A 20,485-nucleotide genomic window follows, 5' to 3' on the forward strand; every position below is an offset into this window, starting at 1 on the left:
CCGGACGGCCCGAAGGGCCGCTCGTCACCCCGGCAGGCCGCCGCCTCGGCGGGCTCCGTGATGACGAGCGGCCCTTCGGGTGTTCAGGCCTGTCCGGTCTCGAACCGCGAGATGCGCCCGTCGTCGCCGACGGTGAAGGTCCACCTGGTGCGCATCTCGCCCCAGGTGTCGTTGCGGTAGCGGGCGAGGAGGGTGTGGCCGCCGTCGGACTCGTTGTCGACCTCCATGTGGCCGTGGGAGGAGAAGATCTCCCGGTCGATCCAGTCGGCGAGGTCGCGGTCCGAGCCGTCGTCGGCCATCGTCGCGTCGGGCGCGAGGAGGGACAGGAAGCTCTCGCGGTCGTGGGCGTTGACGGCGTGGACGAACGCCCGGACCGCCGGATCGCGCAGCTTGGCTGGCTGAATGGTCATGGCGCCAGGCTCACACCGGTCCCCCGCCGCCGCCACCCGAACGCCGCCCAGGACGCGCCCGGTGGGGTGAGGAGTGCGACGGTGGGAACGCGGAGGGGACCTGTCGCCTGCTGATGGAGAGTCACCGTGACCTGTTACGACCGACGCGACGTGGGCCTGCTGCTGCTCCGGCTGGGGACCGGCGGGGTGCTGGCCGCGCACGGCGCGCAGAAGCTGTTCGGCTGGTTCGGCGGGCACGGCCTGGAGGGCACCGGCCAGTTCATGGAGTCCATCGGCTACGCGCCGGGCAAGGCGAGCGCTACGGCGGCGGGCCTGGCGGAGGCCGGCGGCGGCGCCCTGCTGGCGCTGGGCCTGGCGACCCCGGCGGCGGGCGCGGCGGCGGCCGGCGCGATGGCCGGGGCGGCGGCGGTCCACGCGCCCAACGGCTTCTTCGCCCAGGAGGGCGGCTACGAGCACGCGGCGTCCCTGGGTCTGACCGCGGCCGGCCTCGCCGTCACCGGCCCCGGCCGCCTCTCCCTCGACCACGCCTTCGGCCACGTCTTCGACCGCGGCTGGATGGTTCCGGTGGCCCTCGGCGTGACGGCGGCGGCGACGGCCGTGGTGGTGGGCGCCCGGAACCGGCGGCTGCGGCAGCGCAAGGAGGGCGAGCAGGAGGCCCTGTTCGAGGAGTAGGGGCTCCGTCCCGGGAGTTCGGGGCGCTGTCGGCGCAGGAGCGGGCAACTCCGTGCGACGGCATGGCAGTCTGCGCGACATGACCCATCAGGACACCCCCGGTAGCGCCGTCACCGCCGACCCCACCCCCGGCCTCTGGCCGGCCGTGGACGAACTCCACTCGCGCCTGGAGGCCACCCGCACGGTCCCGGGCCCGGAAGGCGTACTGCTGCGCATCCTCAAACTCTCCGAGGAGGTCGGCGAGGTCGCCGAGGCGGTCATCGGCGCGACCGGCCAGAACCCCCGCAAGGGCGTCACCCACACCTGGGACGACGTCCAGTCGGAACTCTGCGACGTGGCCATCACCGCCCTGGTCGCCCTGCGCACCCTGACCCCGCAGGCCCGGGAGGTCTTCGAGCGGCACCTGACCCGGGTGCGGGAGCGGCCGCTGGAGCCGCCGGCCTGAGCGCGCACGCCAACTCCCCCTGCCCGCCCGCTATTCGGCGCCGGCGTCGGCGTCCGCACCTCCGGCGAACAGGCCCAAGCCCGGAAGTTCGCCACATCCGCCGTCATCGACACGGTCGCGCGCTCTGTACGATGCCGTCGCCCGACACGACGTACAGCGGGAGTTGCCCCCCCCGGGCGCCCCGCCATGGCCCTGACCAAAAGAGAACACCGCGCATGAGCCACCCGCCCGCTCCGCCGACCTCTCCCCACCCGCGTTGGTGGCTGACCAGCCGGGCCCGTGTCGGCTTCGTGCTCGCCGTGCCGCTGCTGGGCCTGGTGAACCAGTTCCTCGGGTTCTTCGTGCTGGTCCTCGCCATCATCCTGATCTGGAAGGACAACCCCTGGGAGAAGGCCGCGAAGGTGGTCGCCACCATCGCGGCCACGGCCCTGCTCGGCGCGGTCGTCCCGGACCCGCAAAAAAGGGACGCCGGCGGCACCGTGGCGCGGGCGGACGGGAAGGGCACGGCGCACGGGCGTGCGGTCGACGCGGTGAACAGCGCGTCTCCCTCGCCCTCCCCGACCGCCAAGCCCGGACCGCGGGCGGCCGACTACCGGGGCCTGCGGCTGGACAAGGCGCGGGAGAAGGCGGAGGCCGCCGGGTTCGGTGTGGGCGACCACAACGCGTCCGACGACGGCAAGAGCATCTGGATGCGGTCGAACTGGACCGTGTGCTTCCAGAAGACCGGCTGGACCTGGTCCGACACGAAGACGATCGACTTCGGCGCGGTGCGGACCGGCGCGCCCTGTCCCGAGGAGGACGGCGGGGCCGTCCCCTGGCCGAAGATGCCGGACCTGGTGTGGAAGACGTGGCAGACGGCGCGGAAGGAGGTCGTGGACCTCGGTGTCCCGGCCGACCACGTGCTGGCGGACACGGCGTACGTCAACGACACGCTGCCCGACGAGGGCGACTACGACGCCTGGCGGGTGTGCGTGACCGACCCGTCCGCGGACTCGGACGTCACCCTCGACGCCTGGGTGACCCTCGGACTGACCGACCCGCGCAACGGCTGCCCGAAGTCGGACCGGGAGGACGGCGACCGGCCGAGCCTGCCGGACCGTGACGACGACGGCGACCCCGACTACCACGACCCGTTCCCCGGCGACCGGAACCGCGACAGCACCTTCCCGAACGGCCTCCCGCGCGGCTCGGACGGCTCCGCAGGCTCGTCCGGCGACGACGACCGGGACTGGAACTGCCCGCACACCCGCTGGTGCTGACGGCACGCACGGCGGAGGCGGGTCGCAAGGGCGCCCGCGGGCCGTCGGCCGCGCCGGGCGGTGGGGGCAGACGAGTCGGGCTGTACGCCGGGTTCTGTTCCCCGGGGTCCTCGCGGGCCCCGGGGCGACGGCCATCCATCTAGGGCCGGTGTTGCCACCGGCCTCGTGCGGTCTACCCGCGGACTCGGGCGGGCAGCCCTCGAACGTCCGCGCAGAGCGCTTTTGACGGCGCTCCTTTTGACCTTGCTCCAGGTGGGGTTTACCTAGCTGCCCAGGTCACCCTGGGCACTGGTGGTCTCTTACACCACCGTTTCACCCTTACCGAGGACCGAGGTCCCCGGCGGTCTGCTTTCTGTGGCACTGTCCCGCGGGTCACCCCGGGTGGCCGTTAGCCACCACCCTGCCCTGTGGAGCCCGGACGTTCCTCGGGAAGCCCCTTTCGGGAACTTCACGCGGCCGCCCGCCCGGCTCGTCTGCCGTGCCGACCATGGTACCGGGCGCGCGGGGCGCCCGATCCCGCCGCCGGTCAGACGAATTCCGCGGTGTCCAGGTCGAAGGCGAAGGGCTCCGGGAGGGTCAGGGGCTTGCCGAACGGCAGCGTGCAGTGCTGCCGGTAGTCGTCGTTCTCCGGCTCGCCGAAGAGGGTGAGCGAGGACGCCTCACGGTCCACCAGCAGGTAGAGGGGGATACCGCCGCGCGCGTAGCAGCGGCGCTTCGCCTCGCGGTCGATCCGGGGCTTGGTAGACGTCACCTCGAGGACCATGGCGACGCCGTCGCAGGGCATCCACGATTCCGCTCCCCGGTACAGGCGCAGAGCCGCGGGGGCGAAGGTGCCGTCCGGGATCACGTGGTTCTTCGGGCAGGCTCCTCCGCTCTTCAGTTTCAGGCCCTTGTTGCCCGAGAAATCCATGTCGGTCGTGGACCTCCGGATCACCTGCTTCATGATCCGATTGATGTAGTCCTCGTGGTCCCCGTCCGGCGGCGGTGTCACGACGATCTCCCCCTCGATCAGTTCGGCCCGGAAGCCCTCCGGGGTGTCGAGGGACAGGAAGATGTCCAGCAGGCCTTCGGCCGGCGTGGTGGGTTCATGTGCCACGGCGGTCATGTCACGCCCCTCCTTGGGTCGGTCGCCAGAGTGGGACATCCCAAGATCACCTGTCCGAGAGATCGGGAACCGTTCCCTCGATCGTGGCACAGGAGCGGGGCCCTCGTCAGGCGCTGGGCCGTTCGCTCGGCGAGCCCGCGCCGAAAGGCTCAGGCGGGGGTGAAGAGGATCTTCGACGTGCCCGGGTCCGCCCGGGTGAGGCGGACCCGGAGACGCTCGCCGAGGGGCAGCCGGTCGCCCTCCACGCGGCCGGCGACCGCCGGGGACTCCAGTTGCACGGTGCCGATGTCCGGGTGGCGGTCGGCGAGGTCGACCACGAAGCCCTCGAAGACGTCGCCGACGCGGTCCTTGAGCAGGGCCGCCTCGACGAGGTCGACGCATTCGCGCTCGACCGTGGCCGCGCGGTGGGCGCCTTCGGCCATCCGCCGGGGCAGGGCGTCGAGCGCGGTGCGCACCCAGGCGGGCGGGGGCTCGCCGGCGACGGCCGCGAGGCAGAGTTCCGAGGCGTAGCGGTCGACCAGGCGGCGCAGCGGGGCCGTGCAGTGGGCGTAGGGGGCGGCCACGGCGGCGTGGGTGGTGATCGGGGGCAGGTCGCCGTCCTGGAACACCGTGTAGCCCGCGCCGCGCAGCAGGGTGGTGCACTCCTGGAGGAAGGCCGCGTGGCGCGGTTCGCGCGGGTCGAGGGTGCGCAGCAGCGCCGCGTAGGAGACGTGGTGCGGCCAGTCGACGCGCAGGGCGGTGGCGGTGCGGCGCAGCCGGGCCACGTCCCCCACTCTCGACTTCGCTCGAGCGGGGGGACCCCCATCGTCGGGTGCGGCGGGGAGGGTGCGCAGGATGCCGGTGCCGGTGGCGAGCATCAGGTCGGCGGCGGCCATTCCGGCCAGCAGGGAGAGCTGGGCGTTCCAGCCCTCGGCGGGCAGTGGGGTGCGGTAGGCCGGCAGGCAGGCGTGGTCCCGCTCGGTGATCTCCTGTTCGGGGACGTCGAGGGAGATGCCGCCGCGCTCGGTCTCCAGCCGCTGCCTGGCCCGTCCGATCTCCTTGAGCAGCGCGACCGGCTCCTCCGCCGTGCCGCCGTCGATCTGCCGCTGGACGCCCGCGGGGTCGAGCCGGGCGCGGCTGCGGACCAGGGCCCTGCGCACGTCGACGGCGACGGTTCGGCCCTCCGCGTCGAGGTCGACCGTCCACAGCACGGCCGGCCGGGTCCGGTCGGGCAGCAGGCTCGCGGCGCCCTCGCCGAGCACGGTGGGGTGCAGCGGGACCCGCTCGTCGGGGAAGTAGAGGGTGTTCACCCGCCGGTGGGTCTCCGCGTCCAGGCCGCCGCCGGGGGCGACGAAGGCGGCGACGTCGGCGACGGCGTACCTGACCCGGTAGCCGGTGCCCTGCCGGGACAGGTGCATCGCCTGGTCGAGATCGGTGGAGGAGGCCGGGTCGAGGGTGAAGAAGGGCAGCTCCGTGGCGTCGTGCGGGGGCAGCACGGGGTTCTTCGCCGAACGCCCGGCCTCCTCGAGCACCTCGGGCGGGAATTCCTCCGGGATGCCGAGTTCGGCGCGGAGCGCGACGAGGGCGGCCCGCAGCGGGGCCTCGGGGGCGCCGGTCAGCCGGATCCTGCGGCGGGGCATGTGTCGAGCGTAGGGCGAGGGGGCGTGCGCAGCACCCCGTACGCTGGCGCTGAACCGATGAGAAGGAGTACGCGTGCTTGTCCTGCTGCCGCCCTCGGAAGGAAAAGCGTCCTCGGGCCGTGGCGCCCCGCTGAAGCCGGAGTCGCTGTCCCTGCCGGGACTGGCCGAGGCGCGGGAGGCGGTGCTGGCGGAACTGGTCGAGCTGTGCGCCGCCGACGAGGAGAAGGCGCGCGAGGTACTGGGGCTCAGCGAGGGGCTGCGCGGCGAGGTGGCGAAGAACGCCGGGCTGCGTACGGCCGGGGCCCGGCCCGCCGGGGAGATCTACACCGGTGTGCTGTACGACGCCCTGGACCTGGCCTCGCTGGACACGGCGGCCAGGAAGCGGGCGGCGCGCTCGCTGCTGGTCTTCTCGGGGCTGTGGGGCGCGGTGCGCGTGACGGACCGCATCCCCTCCTACCGCTGCTCGATGGGCGTGAAGCTGCCGGGGCTCGGCGCGCTGGCCGGGCACTGGCGGGCGCCGATGGCCGAGGTGCTGCCCGAGGCGGCCGGCCGGGGCCTGGTGCTCGACCTGCGCTCCGCCGCGTACGCGGCGGCCTGGCGGCCCAGGGGTGAGGTCGCCGGGCGGACCGCGACCGTACGGGTGCTGCACGCGCCGACCCGGAAGGTCGTCAGCCACTTCAACAAGGCCACGAAGGGCCGGATCGTGCGGAGCCTGCTGACGGCCGGTGCCGCCCCGAAGGACCCCGCCGAGCTGGTGACGGCGCTGCGGGACCTCGGATACGTGGTGGAGGCGGAGGCGCCGGGCGCGGCGGGGAAGCCGTGGGCGCTGGACGTGCTGGTGGACGAGGTCCACTGAGTACGACCGTTTGAGCTGCCGTTGCATCATGCGCAACGATCGTTGCGGAGGATGGCACCGCTGGGCACGATGAGGCAATGACCTCACCGCTGCCCTCCGCTTCGGCTGCCTCCGTGCTGGATCTCGCGCCCGTCGTACCGGTCGTGGTGGTGTCGGACGTGTCCGACGCCGTGCCGCTGGCGCGTGCGCTGGTGGCCGGGGGGCTGCCCGCCATCGAGGTGACCCTGCGGACGCCTGCCGCGCTGGACGCGATCCGGGCGATCGCCGGCGCGGTGCCGGAGGCGGTGGTCGGGGCGGGTACGGTCCTGACGCCGGAGCAGGTGGACGACTGCGTGGCGGCCGGGGCGCGGTTCCTGGTGAGTCCGGGGTGGACGGACGCGCTGCTGGAGGCGATGCGCGGGTCCGGGGTGCCGTTCCTGCCCGGGGTGTCCACCACCTCGGAGGTCGTGGCGCTGCTGGAACGCGGGGTGCGGGAGATGAAGTTCTTCCCGGCGCAGGCGGCCGGCGGCGCGGCCTATCTCCGGTCGCTGGCGGGGCCGTTGCCGCAGGCCCGCTTCTGCCCTACGGGCGGGATCGGCCCGGCCACCGCGCCCGAGTACCTGTCCCTGCCCAACGTCGGCTGTGTGGGCGGCAGTTGGATGCTCCCGGCGGAAGCGGTGACGGCCGGGGACTGGGGGCGGATCGAGGAGCTGGCGCGGGCCGCGGCGGGGCTCAGGGACGCAGGTGGGACGTGTCGTTGAACAGCCGTACGCTCGCGTTGCCGTCCGCGTAGTACGCCACCGCGGAGAGGGACGCGGCGGAGAGTTCCATGCGGAACAGGGACTCCGGCGGGGCGCCCAGGGCGAGCCGGATCAGGGTCTTGACCGGCGTGACGTGGGTGACCAGCAGGACCGTGCGGCCGGCGTGGGCCGCGACCAGCTTGTCCCGGGTGGCCGCGATCCGGACGGCGGTCTCCGCGAAGCTCTCGCCGCCGCCGGTGGGGTGGGCCTGCGGGTCGGCGAGCCACGCGTTCAGGTCGTCCGGGTGGCGCTCACGGACCTCGCCGAAGGTGAGTCCCTCCCACGCGCCGAAGTCCGTCTCCCTGATCCCCTCCTCGACCGTCACGTCCAGGCCGAGGCGGGCGGCGACGATGCGGGCGGTCTCCTGGGTGCGGGCGAGCGGTGACGCCACGACGGCCTGGACGGTGCCGCGCCTCGCCAGTGCCTCGGCGACCCGCCGGGCCTGCTCCCGCCCCGCGTCCGAGAGGGAGGGGTCGGTGCCGCCGCTGCCGGAGAACCGCTTCTGGGGGGTGAGAGGGGTTTCGCCGTGGCGCAGCAGGACGAAGGTGGCGGGGGCGCCGAGGTCGGGGGCGGAACTCCAGCCGAGCGCCTGGGACTGCTCGGCGGAAGCGGAAGCGGAAGCGGAACCGGAGGGGCGGGGCGTGGTGGTGCCGGGGAGCTGCTGCCCGGTGGTGCCGGATGGGCGCCGCTCACCGGCGGCGGGCCGGTCCGCGCCGGAAGGCGCCTCCCGTGTCTCCCCCGCTCCGGGATCCGGCCGGGCGGGAGGACCCTCATCGCCGACCCGTGCCGCCCCGATGGCACGACCGCCCGCGGCGGCGGCGTCGCCGACCGCGCCCGCCTCTGCCTCGCCGGTGGCCGCCGCCACCCGTGCCGCCGCCGTGCCCGTCGCCTCGCGCATCGCCTCGGCTTCGACGTCGTCGCCGGTCGCGGACCACTGCTCGCCCCGTGCGCCCGCGTCCATGGCCTCGTTGGCGAGCCGGTCGGCGTGGGTGTTCCGGGCGCGGGGGATCCACTCGTAGGTGACCTGGCCGGGCGGGAAGACGCGGTTCGCCTGTGCCGCCAGGGGCTTCATGTCGGGGTGCTTGATCTTCCAGCGCCCCGACATCTGCTCGACGACCAGCTTGGAGTCCATCCGGACGTGCACCCGGGCGGTGGGGTCCAGGGCGTGCGCGGCGCGGAGGCCGGCCAGGAGGCCCCGGTACTCGGCGACGTTGTTCGTGGCGACGCCGAGGTACTCGGCGGTCTCGGCCAGGGTCTCCCCCGTCACCGCGTCGCTCACCACGGCGCCGTAGCCCGCGGGCCCCGGGTTGCCCCGTGACCCGCCGTCCGCCTCGACGATGAACTCCCGCACCGCGCCGACTCCTTACAGACCCGACTCGGCGGTGCGCACCAGGATCCGGCGGCAGTTCTCGCAGCGGACCACCGTGTCCGGAGCCGCCGCGCGGATCTCGCTCAGCTCGGTGATCGCCAGCTCCTGGCGGCAGCCCTGGCAGGTACGGGCGTACAGCTTGGCCGCGCCGATGCCGCCCTGCTGGCCGCGCAGCTTGTCGTACAGCTTGAGCAGGTCGGCGGGGACGGACCCGGCGACGACCTCGCGCTCCTTGGTGACGGAGGCGGCCTCGCCGTCGATCTCCTCGAAGGAGGCGTCCCGGCGGCCGGTCGCGTCGTCGATCTTCGCCTGGACGGAGCCGACCCGCTCGGTCAGCTCGGCGACCCGCTCCTGCGCGGACTCGCGGCGCTCCATGACCTCCAGGACGACGTCCTCGAGGTCGCCCTGCCGCTTGGCGAGGGAGGCGATCTCGTGCTGGAGGTTGGACAGGTCCTTGGGCGAGGTGACCGCGCCGGAGTCCAGGCGCTGCTGGTCGCGGGCGGCGCGCTGGCGCACCTGGTCCACGTCCTGCTCGGCCTTGGTCTGCTCGCGGGCGGTGTCGCTCTCCTCGGTCTGCGCGGCCACCAGCAGGTCGCGGAGCTGCGTGAGGTCCTTGTTCAGCGACTCGATCTCGGCGTGCTCGGGCAGTGACTTCCGCTTGTGCGCGAGCTGCTGCAGGCGGACGTCCAGGGCCTGGACGTCGAGGAGTCGGATCTGGTCGGCGGGCGCGGCGTTCAGTTGGGGGCTCCCATGTGGCTAGTGTTGACGGTGGACGCCGCGTGGGCGGTCCAGGGGTCGGTGACCGTCCTGGAGACATGGACCCTGAGGTCCCAGCCGTGACGGTCGGAGATCTCGTCGAGCTGGGCTGCGGCCAGCTCGCACCAGGGCCACTCGGTGGCCCAGTGCGCCGCGTCGAGCAGCGCCAGAGGGCTTCGGGCCACCGCCTCGGAAACCGGGTGGTGGCGCAGGTCGGCGGTGAGGAAGGCGTCCACGCCGACCGCTCGGACCTGGTCGAAGAGGCTGTCGCCGGAACCGCCGCTGACGGCGACGGTGCGGACGACGGCCTCGGGGTCGCCGGCCACGCGGATGCCCTGCACGGTGGCCGGCAGCCGCTCGGCGACCCGGGCGGCCAGCTCGCGCACGGTGAGCGGGTGGTCGAGTTCGCAGACGCGGCCCAGGCCCCGGCGGCCCGCCGGGTCGGTCGGGTCCGGCACGAGGGGGCGGACGACCCGCAGGTCGAGCGCGCCGGCCAGCGCGTCGGAGACACCGGGGTCGGCGGTGTCGGCGTTGGTGTGGGCCACGTGCAGCGCGATGTCGTTCTTGATCAGCGTGTGCACGACGCGGCCCTTGAAGGTGGACGCCGCGACCGTGGTCGTCCCGCGCAGGTACAGCGGGTGGTGGGTGACCAGCAGGTCGACGCCGAGCTTCACCGCCTCGTCGACGATCTCCCGTACGGGGTCGACGGCGAACAGGACCCGGTGGACCTCCTGGTCGGGATCGCCCACCACCGTGCCGACCGCGTCCCAGGACTCGGCCCGCTCGGCGGGCCACAGGTTCTCCAGCGCGGCGATGACTTCAGACAGACGGGGCACGGGGAAAAGGCTACCTGGCCGTTCTGTGCGGATGTACCGCCTCCGCCCCGGCCGGGCCCGCTCAGCACAGGCGCCGCCGCACCCTCAGCTGAATCGCTTCTGCGCCACCCGTATGTGTGAAGCCGACGTCCACCGGTCCCCCGCCCGTGCGTACGAAACTAGCTTCGTCGCCGGAGGTGACCGAACGATGACGGCCTGTGCGATCGAACCCCCTTCGACCGACCGGTCCGGCGAGGGCGACGGTGCGCCGGGGACGGGGTGCGCCATCACGGCGGACGGCGCGTACGCCGCCCGTCTCGCGCCGGACGGTGACTCCTGGTTCCCGGAGCGCTGGACGCTGGACGGCCCGGAGCCGTACGCGGTGCCGCTGCCCGGCCACCAGCCGGAGGAGCCCGGCACCCGGGTGCAGCCGATGGGCGACGGACGGGTGCTGATCCACCGGCTGGTGGAGGAGCACCGGCACACCTTCGGCCTGCTGTACCCGACCGGGCCGGGCACCGGCGAGCTGCCGCTGGGCGCGGTGGAGTGCCCGGAGCCCGGCACCCGGCTCACGCTGCTGCCCCCGGCTCCGGGCGGGGAGCGGGCGTACGCCCTGGCCGTCGGCCCCAGGGCCACGGCGGTGTGGCTGGTGGCGGGCGGCGCGCCCGGGCCCGAGCGGCTGACCGAGGTTCCGGGGCGCTGCTCGGGCGGGGTCTGGCTGGACGCCACCGGGCGGCTGCTCGCGCTGGACCGGGAACTGGACGGGCGCACCAAGACGGTGGTGGTGGACCTGGGGCGCGGCGGCGAGGTCTCGCCCCTGCTGCAGATCACGGAGGGCAGCGACGACCGGCTGCTGCTGGCCGATCCGGACAGCGGGCTGCTGCTGATCTCCTCGGACGCGCCCTCGCCCGGGCAGGAACGATTGGGCTGGGGGGTCCTGGGCAGCACGCTGCCGGTGCGCTTCCCGGAGTGCCTGCGGGTCCCGGACTGCTCGGTGTCGCCGTTCGCGATCCAGCCGGGGCAGGTGCTGATGCCGGAGAGCTGCGCGGTGGCGCTGCGTGTCGAGGGAACGTCCGGCGGCTGGGTCGGCGTCTGGCGGCCGGCCGAGCGGCGGGTGTGCCATCTCCCGGCTCCTCAGGGGTGGTTGACCGGGTGCGGGCTGTGGACGCGGGACGGGGTGCTGCGGCTGCCGTACGCCACGGGGGAGGTCCCGTGCGGCGTGGCGGAGCTGACGGCGCCCTGGGGGGAGACGGGGGCGGCGGGGTCGGGGGTTCCGGTCCGGGACGGCACGGCCGGCGAGGCGCTCGAGGTGCCCCGGCGGACGCCGGTTCCGGAGCCTCCGGAACCGGTGACGGTCCGTCCGGTTCCCCTGCGGGAGGCACCGCTTGGACGTCTTGTAACGAAGTAGTGCCGGTCGGCGTGCCCGCCTGGATCCGGCCGTGGGTGGGTTGGTTACACTCGCCCGGCTGTAAAAAGATCATGTTGACGGGGTGAATTCTTCCGATGAGCGACACCAGCACGACTCAGCCGCTGCCTGCCGACTCTCAGGACGCGGACGGCCACGGCCGTCACCGGGGCCCGGTCGCGGCCCGGGACGGTGACATGGCTCCGCGTGGGCGTCACCGCAAGCCGGCCGAGGAGACCGCCGAGGCGGCTGCCTGACGGCAGTGGATGAGGAGGGGCTCCCCGTCGCACGACGGGGAGCCCCTCCTTCGTTCCCGGGGAGAGCCCCTCTTCGTTCTCCGGCGTGCACCTCTTCGGACCCTCAGGAGTGTCCGACGACGGTGTCGGCGAGGACGGGTGCCTCGTCCCGGTCGGCGGCGCTCACGGCCACCCGCACGGCGCCCTCTCCCCGCCACATGCGGATCCGCAGGGTCTCCCCCGGGAAGACCACCCCCGCGAACCGGGTGTCGTACGACCGCACCCGGCTCGCCTCGCCGCCGAGCAGCGTGTCGACGACCGCCTTGAGGGTCATGCCGTAGGTGCACAGGCCGTGCAGGACGGGCCGTTCGAACCCGGCGGCCCGGGCGAACCCGGGGTCGGCGTGCAGCGGGTTCCAGTCGCCGGAGAGGCGGTAGAGGAGGGCCTGGTCCTCGCGGACCGGCAGGTCGACGGTCCGGTCGGGCCGGCCCTCGGGCGGGTCGGAGCGGGTCGAGGGGCCGCGGTCGCCGCCCCAGCCGCCCTCGCCGCGCAGGAAGATCCGGGCGTCGCCGCTCCACAGCGGGCCGTCGGCGTCGGCGGCGTCGGTGCGCAGCACGAGGACGGCCGCGTGACCCTTGTCGTACAGGCCGGCGACGCGGGAGGTCGCGGTGGCGGTGCCCCGCGCCGGGACGGGGCGGTGGACCGTGAGCGACTGACCGCCGTGCAGGACGCGGGCCAGGTCGACCTCGATGCCCGGGGTGGACAGGCCGCTGATCACTCCCGGCGGTCCGCCGCCCGCGACGGTGGCGAAACTCGGCAGGACCTGCAGCCGGGACTCCAGGGTGTAGCGCAGCTCGCCGGGGTCGGTGGCGGGCACGCCGGCGCCGATGCCCAGGTGGTAGAGCAGGACGTCCTTCGCGGTCCAGGTGATCTCGCCGGAACGGGGCTCGGCGGCGAGGGCCTTGGCTGCGTCGATGGGCATGGGACTCCTGAGCTGAGGTCGGCCGGCCGGAGTGGAACGCGTTCCAGTGCGGCGCCCTCTGTATAGCCGAGCGCCCATGGGTTGTGAAGGCTCCGGATGCCGGGCCGGACCGGCACCCGTGACATTTGTCCCGCCCGAGTCCGTACGCGCGGACCTGCCGTGCGCGGGCGCCCGGTTCGTACGCTGGCCGTCGTACCGCCGCGGGGCGGTGACCGTTCGATCGGGGGACGAGAGACATGTCGTGGTGGGCGCGGACAAGAGGCGTACTGCGGGAGCGGGGCCGGGCGCGGTCCCGTCGCCGGGCGGACATCGCGCGCTGCCGGGCCGACCGGAGGAACGGCGTGGACGCGGCCGTCGACCACCCGGGCCCGCCGCCCACCGGCTTCTCCCTGCTGCCCTGGCTGCTGATGGGCCTCGGCTCCTTCTCCAACCTGCTCCAGGGCGAGACCCCGAACCCGTGGATCGGCGGCCTGGGCCTGCTCGCCTTCAACTCCCTGTACGTCTACGTCACCTTCCGGTCCTTCGACCGGGACCGGCGCCGGGCGCCCTCCACCCGGGCGGCGCTGGTGCTGATGGGCCTGCTGACCACGGCCCTCGGGCTCGGGTACGGCGGGAGCTGGCTGATGTTCTTCCCGCTGCTCGGGCTGGCGACCGGGGCCACCCTGCGCGGTCCGTGGCTCGGCCGCGTCGGTCTGCTCCTCACGGTGTACGCGGGTGCCGTCTCCGCCGTCCGCGACGGCTGGTCGGACGCCGCGAACATCGCCTACGCGACGTTCCTGTCCAGCATGGTGACCGCCGCGATCCTCGGTCTGTCCGAGGCGGTGCGGGAACTGCGCGCCGCCCGGGAGGAGCTGGCCCGGCGGGCGGTGGAGAAGGAGCGGCTGCGCTTCTCGCGCGATCTGCACGACCTGCTCGGCCACACCCTGTCGGTGATCGTGGTGAAGTCCGAGGCGGCCCGGCGGCTGGCCCCGCGCGACATGGACGCGGCGCTCGGCCAGATCGGCGACATCGAGTCGGTGGGCCGGCAGGCCCTCACCGAGATCCGGGAGGCGGTGACCGGCTACCGCGAGGGCAGCCTGGCCACCGAACTGGCCCGGGCCCGCTCGGCGCTGCTGGCGGCGAGCGTGGAGCCGGAGGTGCGCCGGTCCGGGACCCCGCTCACCCCGGCGGCCGAGGCACTGCTCGGCTGGGTGGTGCGCGAGGCGGTCACCAACGTCGTCCGGCACAGCGACGCCACCCGCTGCGAGATCAGCGTCGAGGGCGCCGTCGAGCAGGCGCGGCTCACCGTCACCGACAACGGCACCGGCGGGGCCGCCCCGCGCGCCGCGGAGGGCATCGGCGGCACCGGACTGACCGGTCTGACCGAGCGCCTCGCGGCGGCGGGCGGCTCCCTCAGGGCCGGCCCGTCGCCGCGCGGCGGCTTCACGGTCTCCGCCGAACTCCCGTTGGAGCCGGCCGGGACGGCTGCCGTCGGGGCGGCTACGGCGCCCAGGGAGGGCTGACCGCCCAGTTCACGTCGTCGCTCCACGAGGTGCCGCTGTCCCAGGCGTTGGAACCGCCGTCGCTCGCTATGTAGAGGTCGTGGTCGTAGTGGCGCAGATACCGCGTCGGGTAGTTGTACGAGGCGAACGAGGTTCCCGTGCCGCTCCTGCCGGTGCGCGGGCAGAAGGTGGCGTCGGCCCGGAACTGGGCGGTGCCGTCCATGGGCTGCCGCCGGAGCCGGTAGTCGAAGTGGCGCAGGAAGTCGCCGGGGTAGTTCCGCGACTCGAAGGAGACGCAGGCGGCGTCGGCCAGTCCCCGGCGCACGATCCAGGTCGCGTCGTTCCTGTCGAGGCTGGAACTGCCCGGCGCCACCGCCGAGATGACCGCGGCGTCGTTCCGGTGGCGGACGTACTCGGTGGTGCAGCACGAGGTCGTCGCGCGCAGTGAGATCTCCGAGGCGGGCGTCAGGGCCCCGGTGCTGCCGGTCGGGCCGCCGTAGCCGGCGGAGACGATGCCGGCCTGGACGGCGTCGTCGGCGGCGTCCGTGGGGATGCCGGAGGTCATCACGCCCTCGAAGAAGGAGCCGATGGAGCCGTTGCTGTTGTCGCCGCCGGTGCCGAGGACGATGGCGCCCTCCTGGTGCATCGGGGAGTAACCGCCGGCGGTGGGCTCACCGCCGGAATAGGTGGTCGTGAGTCCGCCGGATTGCGCGTTGCCGTATTTCAGCGCGAAATGGTTCTGCCCGTTGTTCTTCAGCAGCGCGGTCACGAACGGTACGGGTCCGGTGCCGGTGTTCGAGGTGTTCCTGCTGTACCCGGCGTCCGACTGGAACAGCCCGTTCTCCAGGTCGGCCTGCACCCAGGGGCCCTGTCCGTAGCAGGGCGCGAACCAGCACTCGGTGCCGAAGCTGATGGCGTCCATGTGGCCGTTGCCGGTGTCCGTGTTGTTGGTCTCGGCGTTGCCGTAGTCGAAGCAGCAGCGGTTGTTGACGTGGGTGCCGGAGGTGACCATGTACATCCCCTCGGCCTGCCCGTTCACGGCCACGCCGGAGGTGGAGTTGTCCCGGTAGCCCATGCCGGCGGAGATCTCCAGGCCGTAGACCTGGTGGCCGCCGACCGTCACCGGAAGGGCGTCCGCGGGCGCCCCCACGTCGGCCGCCCCGGCCCCGCCCGCGCCCTCGATCGTGAGGTCGTTGTGGCGCGGGGACTGGTCGTGGATCTCGGTGATGACGCAGGTGGTGCCGGAGCAGAAGGCGTCCTGGGCGGCCGCGTCCGCGTAGCCGCCCGCGGTCAGCAGGCCGATGTCGGCCCTGGCTCCGTCCCTGGCCCGTTGCACCTGGTACAGCGGGCCGTTGTACGAGGAGTACAGGGCGCGGACGAGGCTGTGCGCGGCGACGCAGGGCGTGCCGGCGGCGCCGTAGACGTCGCAGGGCAGGGAAGTCGCGGCGGCTGCGGGCGGGGCGCCGGTGCCGAGCAGCAGTGCGGCGAGGGCGGCGCACACCGCGAGGACGCGGAACGCGGCGCTTCTCGGCCGTCGGGGTCGGGGGCGCGCGGGAGTGGGGGACACGGGTGCACCTCGGTCGGTTGTGGGGAAAGTGCGGATTCCGTACCTGGTGAGCGGTGGTGCGCGATCGACCGGTCGGTATACCGGACATCGTTCGACCGAAATACCGAACCAATTCGGCCGTCGAAATACCGAACAATTACCTGAAATGCAGAGGCGATTGTTTGCGCATTACTGAGGGCCCGTCAACCCCTTTGGTGACGAACGAGGTGGAGCCTTTATGGGTGGCCCTGGCTATCCTTGGCCCGTGAACGGCATCCGAGTCCTGCTCGCCGAGGACCAGGGCATGATGCGCGGGGCCCTCGCCCTGCTGCTCGGCATGGAGGACGACATCGAGGTGGTCGCCCAGGTGTCGGCCGGCGACGCGATCGTGGAGGCGGCGCTGCTGCACCGGCCCGACGTGGCCCTGCTGGACATCGAGCTGCCCGGCATCAGCGGCCTGGACGCGGCGGCCGCGCTGCGGGAGGAGGTGCCCGGCTGCCGGGTGCTGATCCTGACCACCTTCGGCCGGCCCGGCTATCTGCGCCGGGCCATGGAGGCCGGTGCGGCCGGTTTCCTCGTCAAGGACGGACCGGTGGAGGAGCTGGCCGCGGCGGTCCGGCGGGTGCTGGGCGGGGAGACCGTGGTCGATCCGGCGCTGGCCGCGGCCGCGCTCAGCGCGGGGCCGAATCCGCTGACGGCCCGTGAGCGCGAGGTGCTGACGGCGTCGGCCGACGGGGCCACGGTGGCCGACGTCGCCGGCCGGCTCCATCTGTCCGAGTCGACGGTCCGCAACTACCTGTCCTCGGCGATCGGCAAGACCGGCACCCGCAACCGCGCGGAGGCGGTCCGGGAGGCCCGGCAGCAGGGGTGGCTGTGAGCCGCGCGAGAGCCCCCGAGGTGCGGTGGCTCACTTCCGACGGCTGACGGGGGGTCAGAAACCCATGGGTGGGTCAAGGATTCGTTAGGGGCGCGAAGCAACGGAATAGTTGCCCGTGCATACGAGGTTTACCCGGCACTCATGTCACCCGGGAGGCCGAACTCAATGACGCACACAACGACCGACCAGCCCGGCCGGAGGGCGAGCGGGGCCGTGGTCCCGGTGCTCGCCTTCGCGGGCATCGTGGTCGCGGTGATGCAGACCCTGCTGGTACCGGTCATCAAGGACCTGCCGCAACTGCTGGCGACCGCTCCCAGCAACGCCACCTGGGTCCTCACCTCGACCCTGCTGTCCGGCGCCGTGGCCACCCCGATCATGGGCCGGCTCGGCGACCTCTACGGCAAGCGCCGCATGCTGGTCCTCAGCCTCGCCGTGATGGTGGCGGGCGCCCTGGTCAGCGCCGTGACCAGCACGCTGCTCACCATGATCGTCGGCCGTACCCTGCAGGGCTTCGCCATGGGCGCGATCCCGCTGGGCATCGGCCTGATGCGGGACATGCTGCCGCGCGAGCGGCTCGGCTCGGCCATGGCCCTGATGAGCTCCTCCATCGGCGTCGGCGGCGGTCTCGCCCTGCCCGCCGCCGCCCTGGTCGCCCAGCACACCGACTGGCACGCCCTGTTCTACGGCGCGGCCGGGCTCGGCGCGCTCGCCATCGCCCTCACCCTGCTCGTCGTGCCCGAGTCCCCGATGCGCGCCAAGGGCTCCTTCGACCTGCTCGGCGCGCTCGGCCTGTCCGCCGGCCTGGTGCTGCTCCTGCTGCCCGTCACCAAGGGCAGCGACTGGGGCTGGTCGTCCGGTACGACGCTCGGCCTGTTCGGCGCCTCCGTCGCCGTGTTCGTCCTGTGGGGCCTGTACGAGCTGCGCGTCCAGGCGCCCCTGGTCGACCTGCGCACCACCGCCCGCCGCGAGGTGCTGCTCACCAACCTGGCCTCGATCATGGTCGGCGTCAGCTTCTACGTCGTCTCGCTGGTCCTGCCCCAGCTCCTCCAACTGCCCAGCGCCACCGGCTACGGCCTCGGCAGGTCCATGGTGGTCGCGGGCCTGTGCGTGGCCCCGCTGGGCCTGACGATGATGTTCACGGCGCCGGTTTACGCCCGCCTGTCGGCCCGGTACGGCCCGCGGACCACGCTCATCACCGGTCTGCTGATCATCGGCATCGGCTACGGCGGCGGTCTCGGCCTGATGGACGCCGCCTGGCAGACGATCGTCACCTCGGTCGTCCTCGGCGCCGGCATCGGCCTCGCCTACTCCTCCCTGCCCGCGCTGATCATCGGCGCGGTCCCGGCCTCGGAGACCGGCGCCGCCAACGGGCTCAACACCCTGATGCGGTCCATCGGCACGTCCGTCTCCAGCGCCGTCATCGGCATGGTGCTGGCCAACACGGCGAACGACGTGGGCGGCGTCGCGATCCCCACCATGCACGGCTTCCGCGTCTCCTTCCTCATCGCCACGGCCGCCGTGGCGGTGGGCCTGCTGCTCGCGGTGTTCCTGCCCAGGGCGCCCCGCCCGGCCCAGCACACCCAGCTGCGCGCGAGCAGCGAGGAGGAGGCCGGCATCCGGCACGCCGAGGAGGTCCTGCGCGGCTTCCGCGGCCGGGTGCTGGACGCCGCCGGCACCCCGGTCGCCCGCGCCAAGGTGACCCTGATCGACCGCCGGGGCCGCCAGGCGGGGGCCACCCTCTCCGGGGAGGACGGCTCCTACGCGCTCGCGGTGCCCACCGAGGGGCCGTACGTGCTGGCCGCCCGGGCCGCCGGGCACGGGCCGCTGGCCTCGGCCGCGACGCACGCCGGCGACGACCGCCCGGTCGACCTGGACCTGCCCCTGCCGGCCGGCGCGGCCGGCGCCTGACGCGGACGCCGGAAAGGCCCCGGACGCCCGAGAGGCACGTCGTACCCGCACCCCCTGTCGTCAGCCGGCAGGGGGTGCGGCAGCATGGGGCGCCCAAAGACCCCACGGCCGGGTGGACCGGATACGACCGCACCCGAGTCCGGCGCGTCCGGCACGACGCGTCCAGCACGACGCACCGAGTACGACCGAGAGGAATCCCCATGCCCGCGGCACCCAAGCCCGAGATCCTGGCCGCGTTCGAGGCGGCGAAGGGCTTCATGCCCGCGGACGAGGGGCTGGCGCTGTACGCGGCCGCCGCCGAGGCGGGGCGGCTCGGGCTGCCGCTGCTGGAGGTCGGCACCTACTGCGGGCGGTCCACCGTCCTGCTGGCGGACGCGGCCCGCGAGGCCGGCGTCACCGCGCTGACCGTGGACCACCACCGGGGCAGCGAGGAACAGCAGCCGGGCTGGGAGTACCACGACGCGGAGACCGTCGACCCCGAGATCGGTCTCATGGACACGCTCCCCACCTTCCGCCGCACCCTGCACCGGGCGGGCCTCGAGGAGCACGTGGTCGCCCTCGTCGGCCGCTCCCCGCAGATCGCCGCGATCTGGAACTCCCCGCTCGGCCTCGTCTTCGTCGACGGCGGCCACACCGACGAGCACGCCACCGCCGACTACGAGGGCTGGGCGCCGCACGTCGCGGAGGGCGGGTTCCTCGTCATCCACGACGTCTTCCCGCACCCCGAGGACGAGTTCACCGGACAGGCCCCGTACCGGGTCTACCTGCGGGCCCTGGAGTCGGGCGCGTTCACCGAGACCGCCGTGACCGGGTCGCTGCGCGTGCTGCGGCGGACCGGCCCCGGGATCTGACCCGGCGGGATCCCGGGCGGCACCGGGGCGTTCGCCCGTTGGGACCCACCGCCATGTGAGCGTCCCGCACGGCGGTTAGGGTGGCAGACGTGTCGTACGTAGGACCGGACTTCGATCCCCCGCAGCCGCGCCGGCCCCGGCGCGGCCCGCTGACCGTCGCGCTCGCCGCCCTCGTGCCCGGCGCACTGCTCGGCTGGCTCGTGTACGAGACGGTGGGCGGTTCGGGCGGGTCCTCCGGCGGCGCGGTCTCCGCCTCCCCCGCCGCCTCCTCCGCCGGCGCGTCGGCGCGGTCGGCACCGCCGGCCGCGCCCTCACGGACCGGCGACTCCGCCCACGACGCCAAGGATCCGGGCCCGGCGGCGGGCAGTTCGGGCCCCGCGGTCTCCGGCGCGCTCAAGGGCAAGGTCGTCGTCATCGACCCGGGCCACAACCCGGGCAACTTCCAGCACCCCACCGAGATCAACCGCCAGGTGGACATCGGCACGAACCGCAAGGAGTGCGACACCACCGGCACCTCCACCAACTCGGGTTATCCGGAGGCCCGGTTCACGCTGGACGTCGCGCACCGGCTGCGCACCCTGCTGGAGCGGCAGGGCGCCACCGTGAAACTGACGCACGACGGCGACTCCCCGCCCTGGGGCCCGTGCGTCGACGAACGTGCCCGCATCGGCAACACGGCGCGCGCGGACGCCGCCGTCTCCATCCACGCGGACGGCTCGGCGGAGGGCAACCGCGGCTTCCACGTCATCCTGCCCGCGTCCGTGCACGCGGGTGGCGCCGACACCCGCCCCATCGTGGGCCCTTCCAAGGACCTGGGCACGCGCATCGCGGGCCGCTACCTGCGGCTCACCGGCGAGCCGCCCTCCAACTACGTCGGCGACGGCACCGGTCTCGTCACCCGGAAGGACTTGGGCGGTCTCAATCTGTCAACGGTTCCCAAGGTGTTCATCGAGTGCGGCAACATGCGCGATACCAAGGACGCGGCGCTGCTGACCAGCGGCGCCTGGCGGCAGAAGGCGGCGCAGGGAATCTCTGAGGGAATCGTGAGTTTCCTGCGCGGGTAGCGATCGGCAGGTCCATCCGGGCGGACAGTGTGATCGTGCGGGCGATAGTG

20 protein-coding genes and 1 other RNA gene are annotated in these 20,485 nt (G+C 73.7%); 12 read left to right on the forward strand and 9 right to left on the reverse strand.

Annotation, left to right across the window (positions count from 1 at the left end; translation table 11 throughout):
* Positions 1-83 precede the first annotated feature (83 nt).
* The gene (locus ACWCPN_RS00705; RefSeq protein WP_451201511.1) at positions 84-410 is read right to left on the reverse strand and encodes a nuclear transport factor 2 family protein; all 327 of its coding nucleotides are present in this window, start codon (positions 408-410) and stop codon (positions 84-86) included.
* A 126-nt stretch (positions 411-536) separates the two neighbouring features.
* Here ACWCPN_RS00705 and ACWCPN_RS00710 point away from each other — a divergent pair, with 126 nt between their 5' ends.
* The 3 genes from ACWCPN_RS00710 to ACWCPN_RS00720 all read left to right on the forward strand — a co-directional run bounded on the left by ACWCPN_RS00710 (position 537) and on the right by ACWCPN_RS00720 (position 2,786).
* Complete coding sequence (locus ACWCPN_RS00710) at positions 537-1,082, forward strand: DoxX family protein (protein WP_199210333.1); 546 nt, start codon at positions 537-539, stop codon at positions 1,080-1,082.
* Between the two features lie 79 nt (positions 1,083-1,161).
* Positions 1,162-1,527 (forward strand): MazG-like family protein, encoded by a 366-nt coding sequence (locus tag ACWCPN_RS00715; protein ID WP_451201512.1) that lies wholly within the window; start codon positions 1,162-1,164, stop codon positions 1,525-1,527.
* 215 nt (positions 1,528-1,742) lie between these two features.
* Positions 1,743-2,786 (forward strand): hypothetical protein, encoded by a 1,044-nt coding sequence (locus tag ACWCPN_RS00720; RefSeq protein ID WP_451201514.1) that lies wholly within the window; start codon positions 1,743-1,745, stop codon positions 2,784-2,786.
* A 67-nt stretch (positions 2,787-2,853) separates the two neighbouring features.
* Here ACWCPN_RS00720 and rnpB read toward each other — a convergent pair.
* The 3 genes from rnpB to ACWCPN_RS00735 all read right to left on the reverse strand — a co-directional run bounded on the left by rnpB (position 2,854) and on the right by ACWCPN_RS00735 (position 5,510).
* Positions 2,854-3,258, reverse strand: an RNA gene (gene rnpB / locus ACWCPN_RS00725) — RNase P RNA component class A.
* 54 nt (positions 3,259-3,312) lie between these two features.
* Entirely contained in the window at positions 3,313-3,891 is a 579-nt protein-coding gene (locus ACWCPN_RS00730) for a Uma2 family endonuclease (RefSeq protein ID WP_451201516.1), read from the reverse strand.
* Between the two features lie 149 nt (positions 3,892-4,040).
* Positions 4,041-5,510, reverse strand: coding sequence for an RNB domain-containing ribonuclease (locus ACWCPN_RS00735; protein WP_451201518.1), 1,470 nt, complete (start codon positions 5,508-5,510; stop codon positions 4,041-4,043).
* 73 nt (positions 5,511-5,583) lie between these two features.
* On the opposite strand from ACWCPN_RS00735, the gene yaaA reads away from it, so the two are divergent.
* Together yaaA and eda are read left to right on the forward strand one after the other, a co-directional pair.
* A complete protein-coding gene (yaaA, locus tag ACWCPN_RS00740; RefSeq protein WP_451201520.1) occupies positions 5,584-6,366 on the forward strand; it encodes a peroxide stress protein YaaA in 783 nt (260 codons plus the stop codon).
* A gap of 77 nt (positions 6,367-6,443) precedes the next feature.
* Entirely contained in the window at positions 6,444-7,106 is a 663-nt protein-coding gene (eda, locus tag ACWCPN_RS00745) for a bifunctional 4-hydroxy-2-oxoglutarate aldolase/2-dehydro-3-deoxy-phosphogluconate aldolase (RefSeq protein ID WP_451201522.1), read from the forward strand.
* Here eda and ACWCPN_RS00750 read toward each other — a convergent pair.
* From ACWCPN_RS00750 to ACWCPN_RS00760, 3 genes are read right to left on the reverse strand one after another with little or no spacing between them, the layout of a single operon-like run.
* A complete protein-coding gene (locus ACWCPN_RS00750; protein ID WP_451201524.1) occupies positions 7,078-8,496 on the reverse strand; it encodes a bifunctional RNase H/acid phosphatase in 1,419 nt (472 codons plus the stop codon). The genes eda and ACWCPN_RS00750 overlap by 29 nt on opposite strands.
* A 12-nt stretch (positions 8,497-8,508) precedes the next feature.
* Complete coding sequence (locus tag ACWCPN_RS00755; RefSeq protein WP_451202263.1) at positions 8,509-9,252, reverse strand: zinc ribbon domain-containing protein; 744 nt, start codon at positions 9,250-9,252, stop codon at positions 8,509-8,511.
* Positions 9,249-10,106 carry a Nif3-like dinuclear metal center hexameric protein gene (locus ACWCPN_RS00760; protein WP_451201526.1) on the reverse strand — a complete coding sequence of 286 codons (858 nt, stop codon included), beginning with the start codon at positions 10,104-10,106 and terminating at the stop codon, positions 9,249-9,251. The genes ACWCPN_RS00755 and ACWCPN_RS00760 overlap by 4 nt, the downstream gene beginning before the upstream one ends.
* 187 nt (positions 10,107-10,293) lie before the next feature.
* Here ACWCPN_RS00760 and ACWCPN_RS00765 point away from each other — a divergent pair, with 187 nt between their 5' ends.
* Complete coding sequence (locus ACWCPN_RS00765) at positions 10,294-11,493, forward strand: hypothetical protein (protein WP_451201528.1); 1,200 nt, start codon at positions 10,294-10,296, stop codon at positions 11,491-11,493.
* A 95-nt stretch (positions 11,494-11,588) separates the two neighbouring features.
* On the forward strand, positions 11,589-11,747 hold the full coding sequence (locus ACWCPN_RS00770) for a hypothetical protein (RefSeq protein WP_451201530.1): 159 nt from the start codon (positions 11,589-11,591) through the stop codon (positions 11,745-11,747).
* A gap of 103 nt (positions 11,748-11,850) precedes the next feature.
* Here the strand turns inward: ACWCPN_RS00770 and ACWCPN_RS00775 are convergent, their stop codons facing one another.
* Positions 11,851-12,708: a MaoC/PaaZ C-terminal domain-containing protein gene (locus ACWCPN_RS00775; RefSeq protein ID WP_451201532.1), complete on the reverse strand. Its 858-nt coding sequence runs from the start codon at positions 12,706-12,708 to the stop codon at positions 11,851-11,853.
* A gap of 236 nt (positions 12,709-12,944) precedes the next feature.
* Here ACWCPN_RS00775 and ACWCPN_RS00780 point away from each other — a divergent pair, with 236 nt between their 5' ends.
* A complete protein-coding gene (locus ACWCPN_RS00780; RefSeq protein WP_451201534.1) occupies positions 12,945-14,210 on the forward strand; it encodes a sensor histidine kinase in 1,266 nt (421 codons plus the stop codon).
* Here ACWCPN_RS00780 and ACWCPN_RS00785 read toward each other — a convergent pair.
* On the reverse strand, positions 14,188-15,756 hold the full coding sequence (locus tag ACWCPN_RS00785; RefSeq protein WP_451201536.1) for an alpha-L-arabinofuranosidase B: 1,569 nt from the start codon (positions 15,754-15,756) through the stop codon (positions 14,188-14,190). The two genes, ACWCPN_RS00780 and ACWCPN_RS00785, sit on opposite strands and share 23 nt — an antisense overlap.
* A 217-nt stretch (positions 15,757-15,973) precedes the next feature.
* On the opposite strand from ACWCPN_RS00785, the gene ACWCPN_RS00790 reads away from it, so the two are divergent.
* From ACWCPN_RS00790 to ACWCPN_RS00805, 4 genes are all read left to right on the forward strand, one after another.
* Entirely contained in the window at positions 15,974-16,612 is a 639-nt protein-coding gene (locus ACWCPN_RS00790) for a response regulator (protein ID WP_451201538.1), read from the forward strand.
* Between the two features lie 165 nt (positions 16,613-16,777).
* Complete coding sequence (locus ACWCPN_RS00795) at positions 16,778-18,520, forward strand: MFS transporter (protein ID WP_392291446.1); 1,743 nt, start codon at positions 16,778-16,780, stop codon at positions 18,518-18,520.
* A 200-nt stretch (positions 18,521-18,720) separates the two neighbouring features.
* Positions 18,721-19,371, forward strand: coding sequence for a class I SAM-dependent methyltransferase (locus ACWCPN_RS00800; RefSeq protein WP_451201541.1), 651 nt, complete (start codon positions 18,721-18,723; stop codon positions 19,369-19,371).
* A gap of 89 nt (positions 19,372-19,460) precedes the next feature.
* The gene (locus tag ACWCPN_RS00805; protein WP_451201543.1) at positions 19,461-20,435 is read left to right on the forward strand and encodes an N-acetylmuramoyl-L-alanine amidase; all 975 of its coding nucleotides are present in this window, start codon (positions 19,461-19,463) and stop codon (positions 20,433-20,435) included.
* Positions 20,436-20,485: the final 50 nt, after the last annotated feature.

It is taken from the genome of Streptomyces sp. NPDC002386 (genome assembly GCF_053593175.1).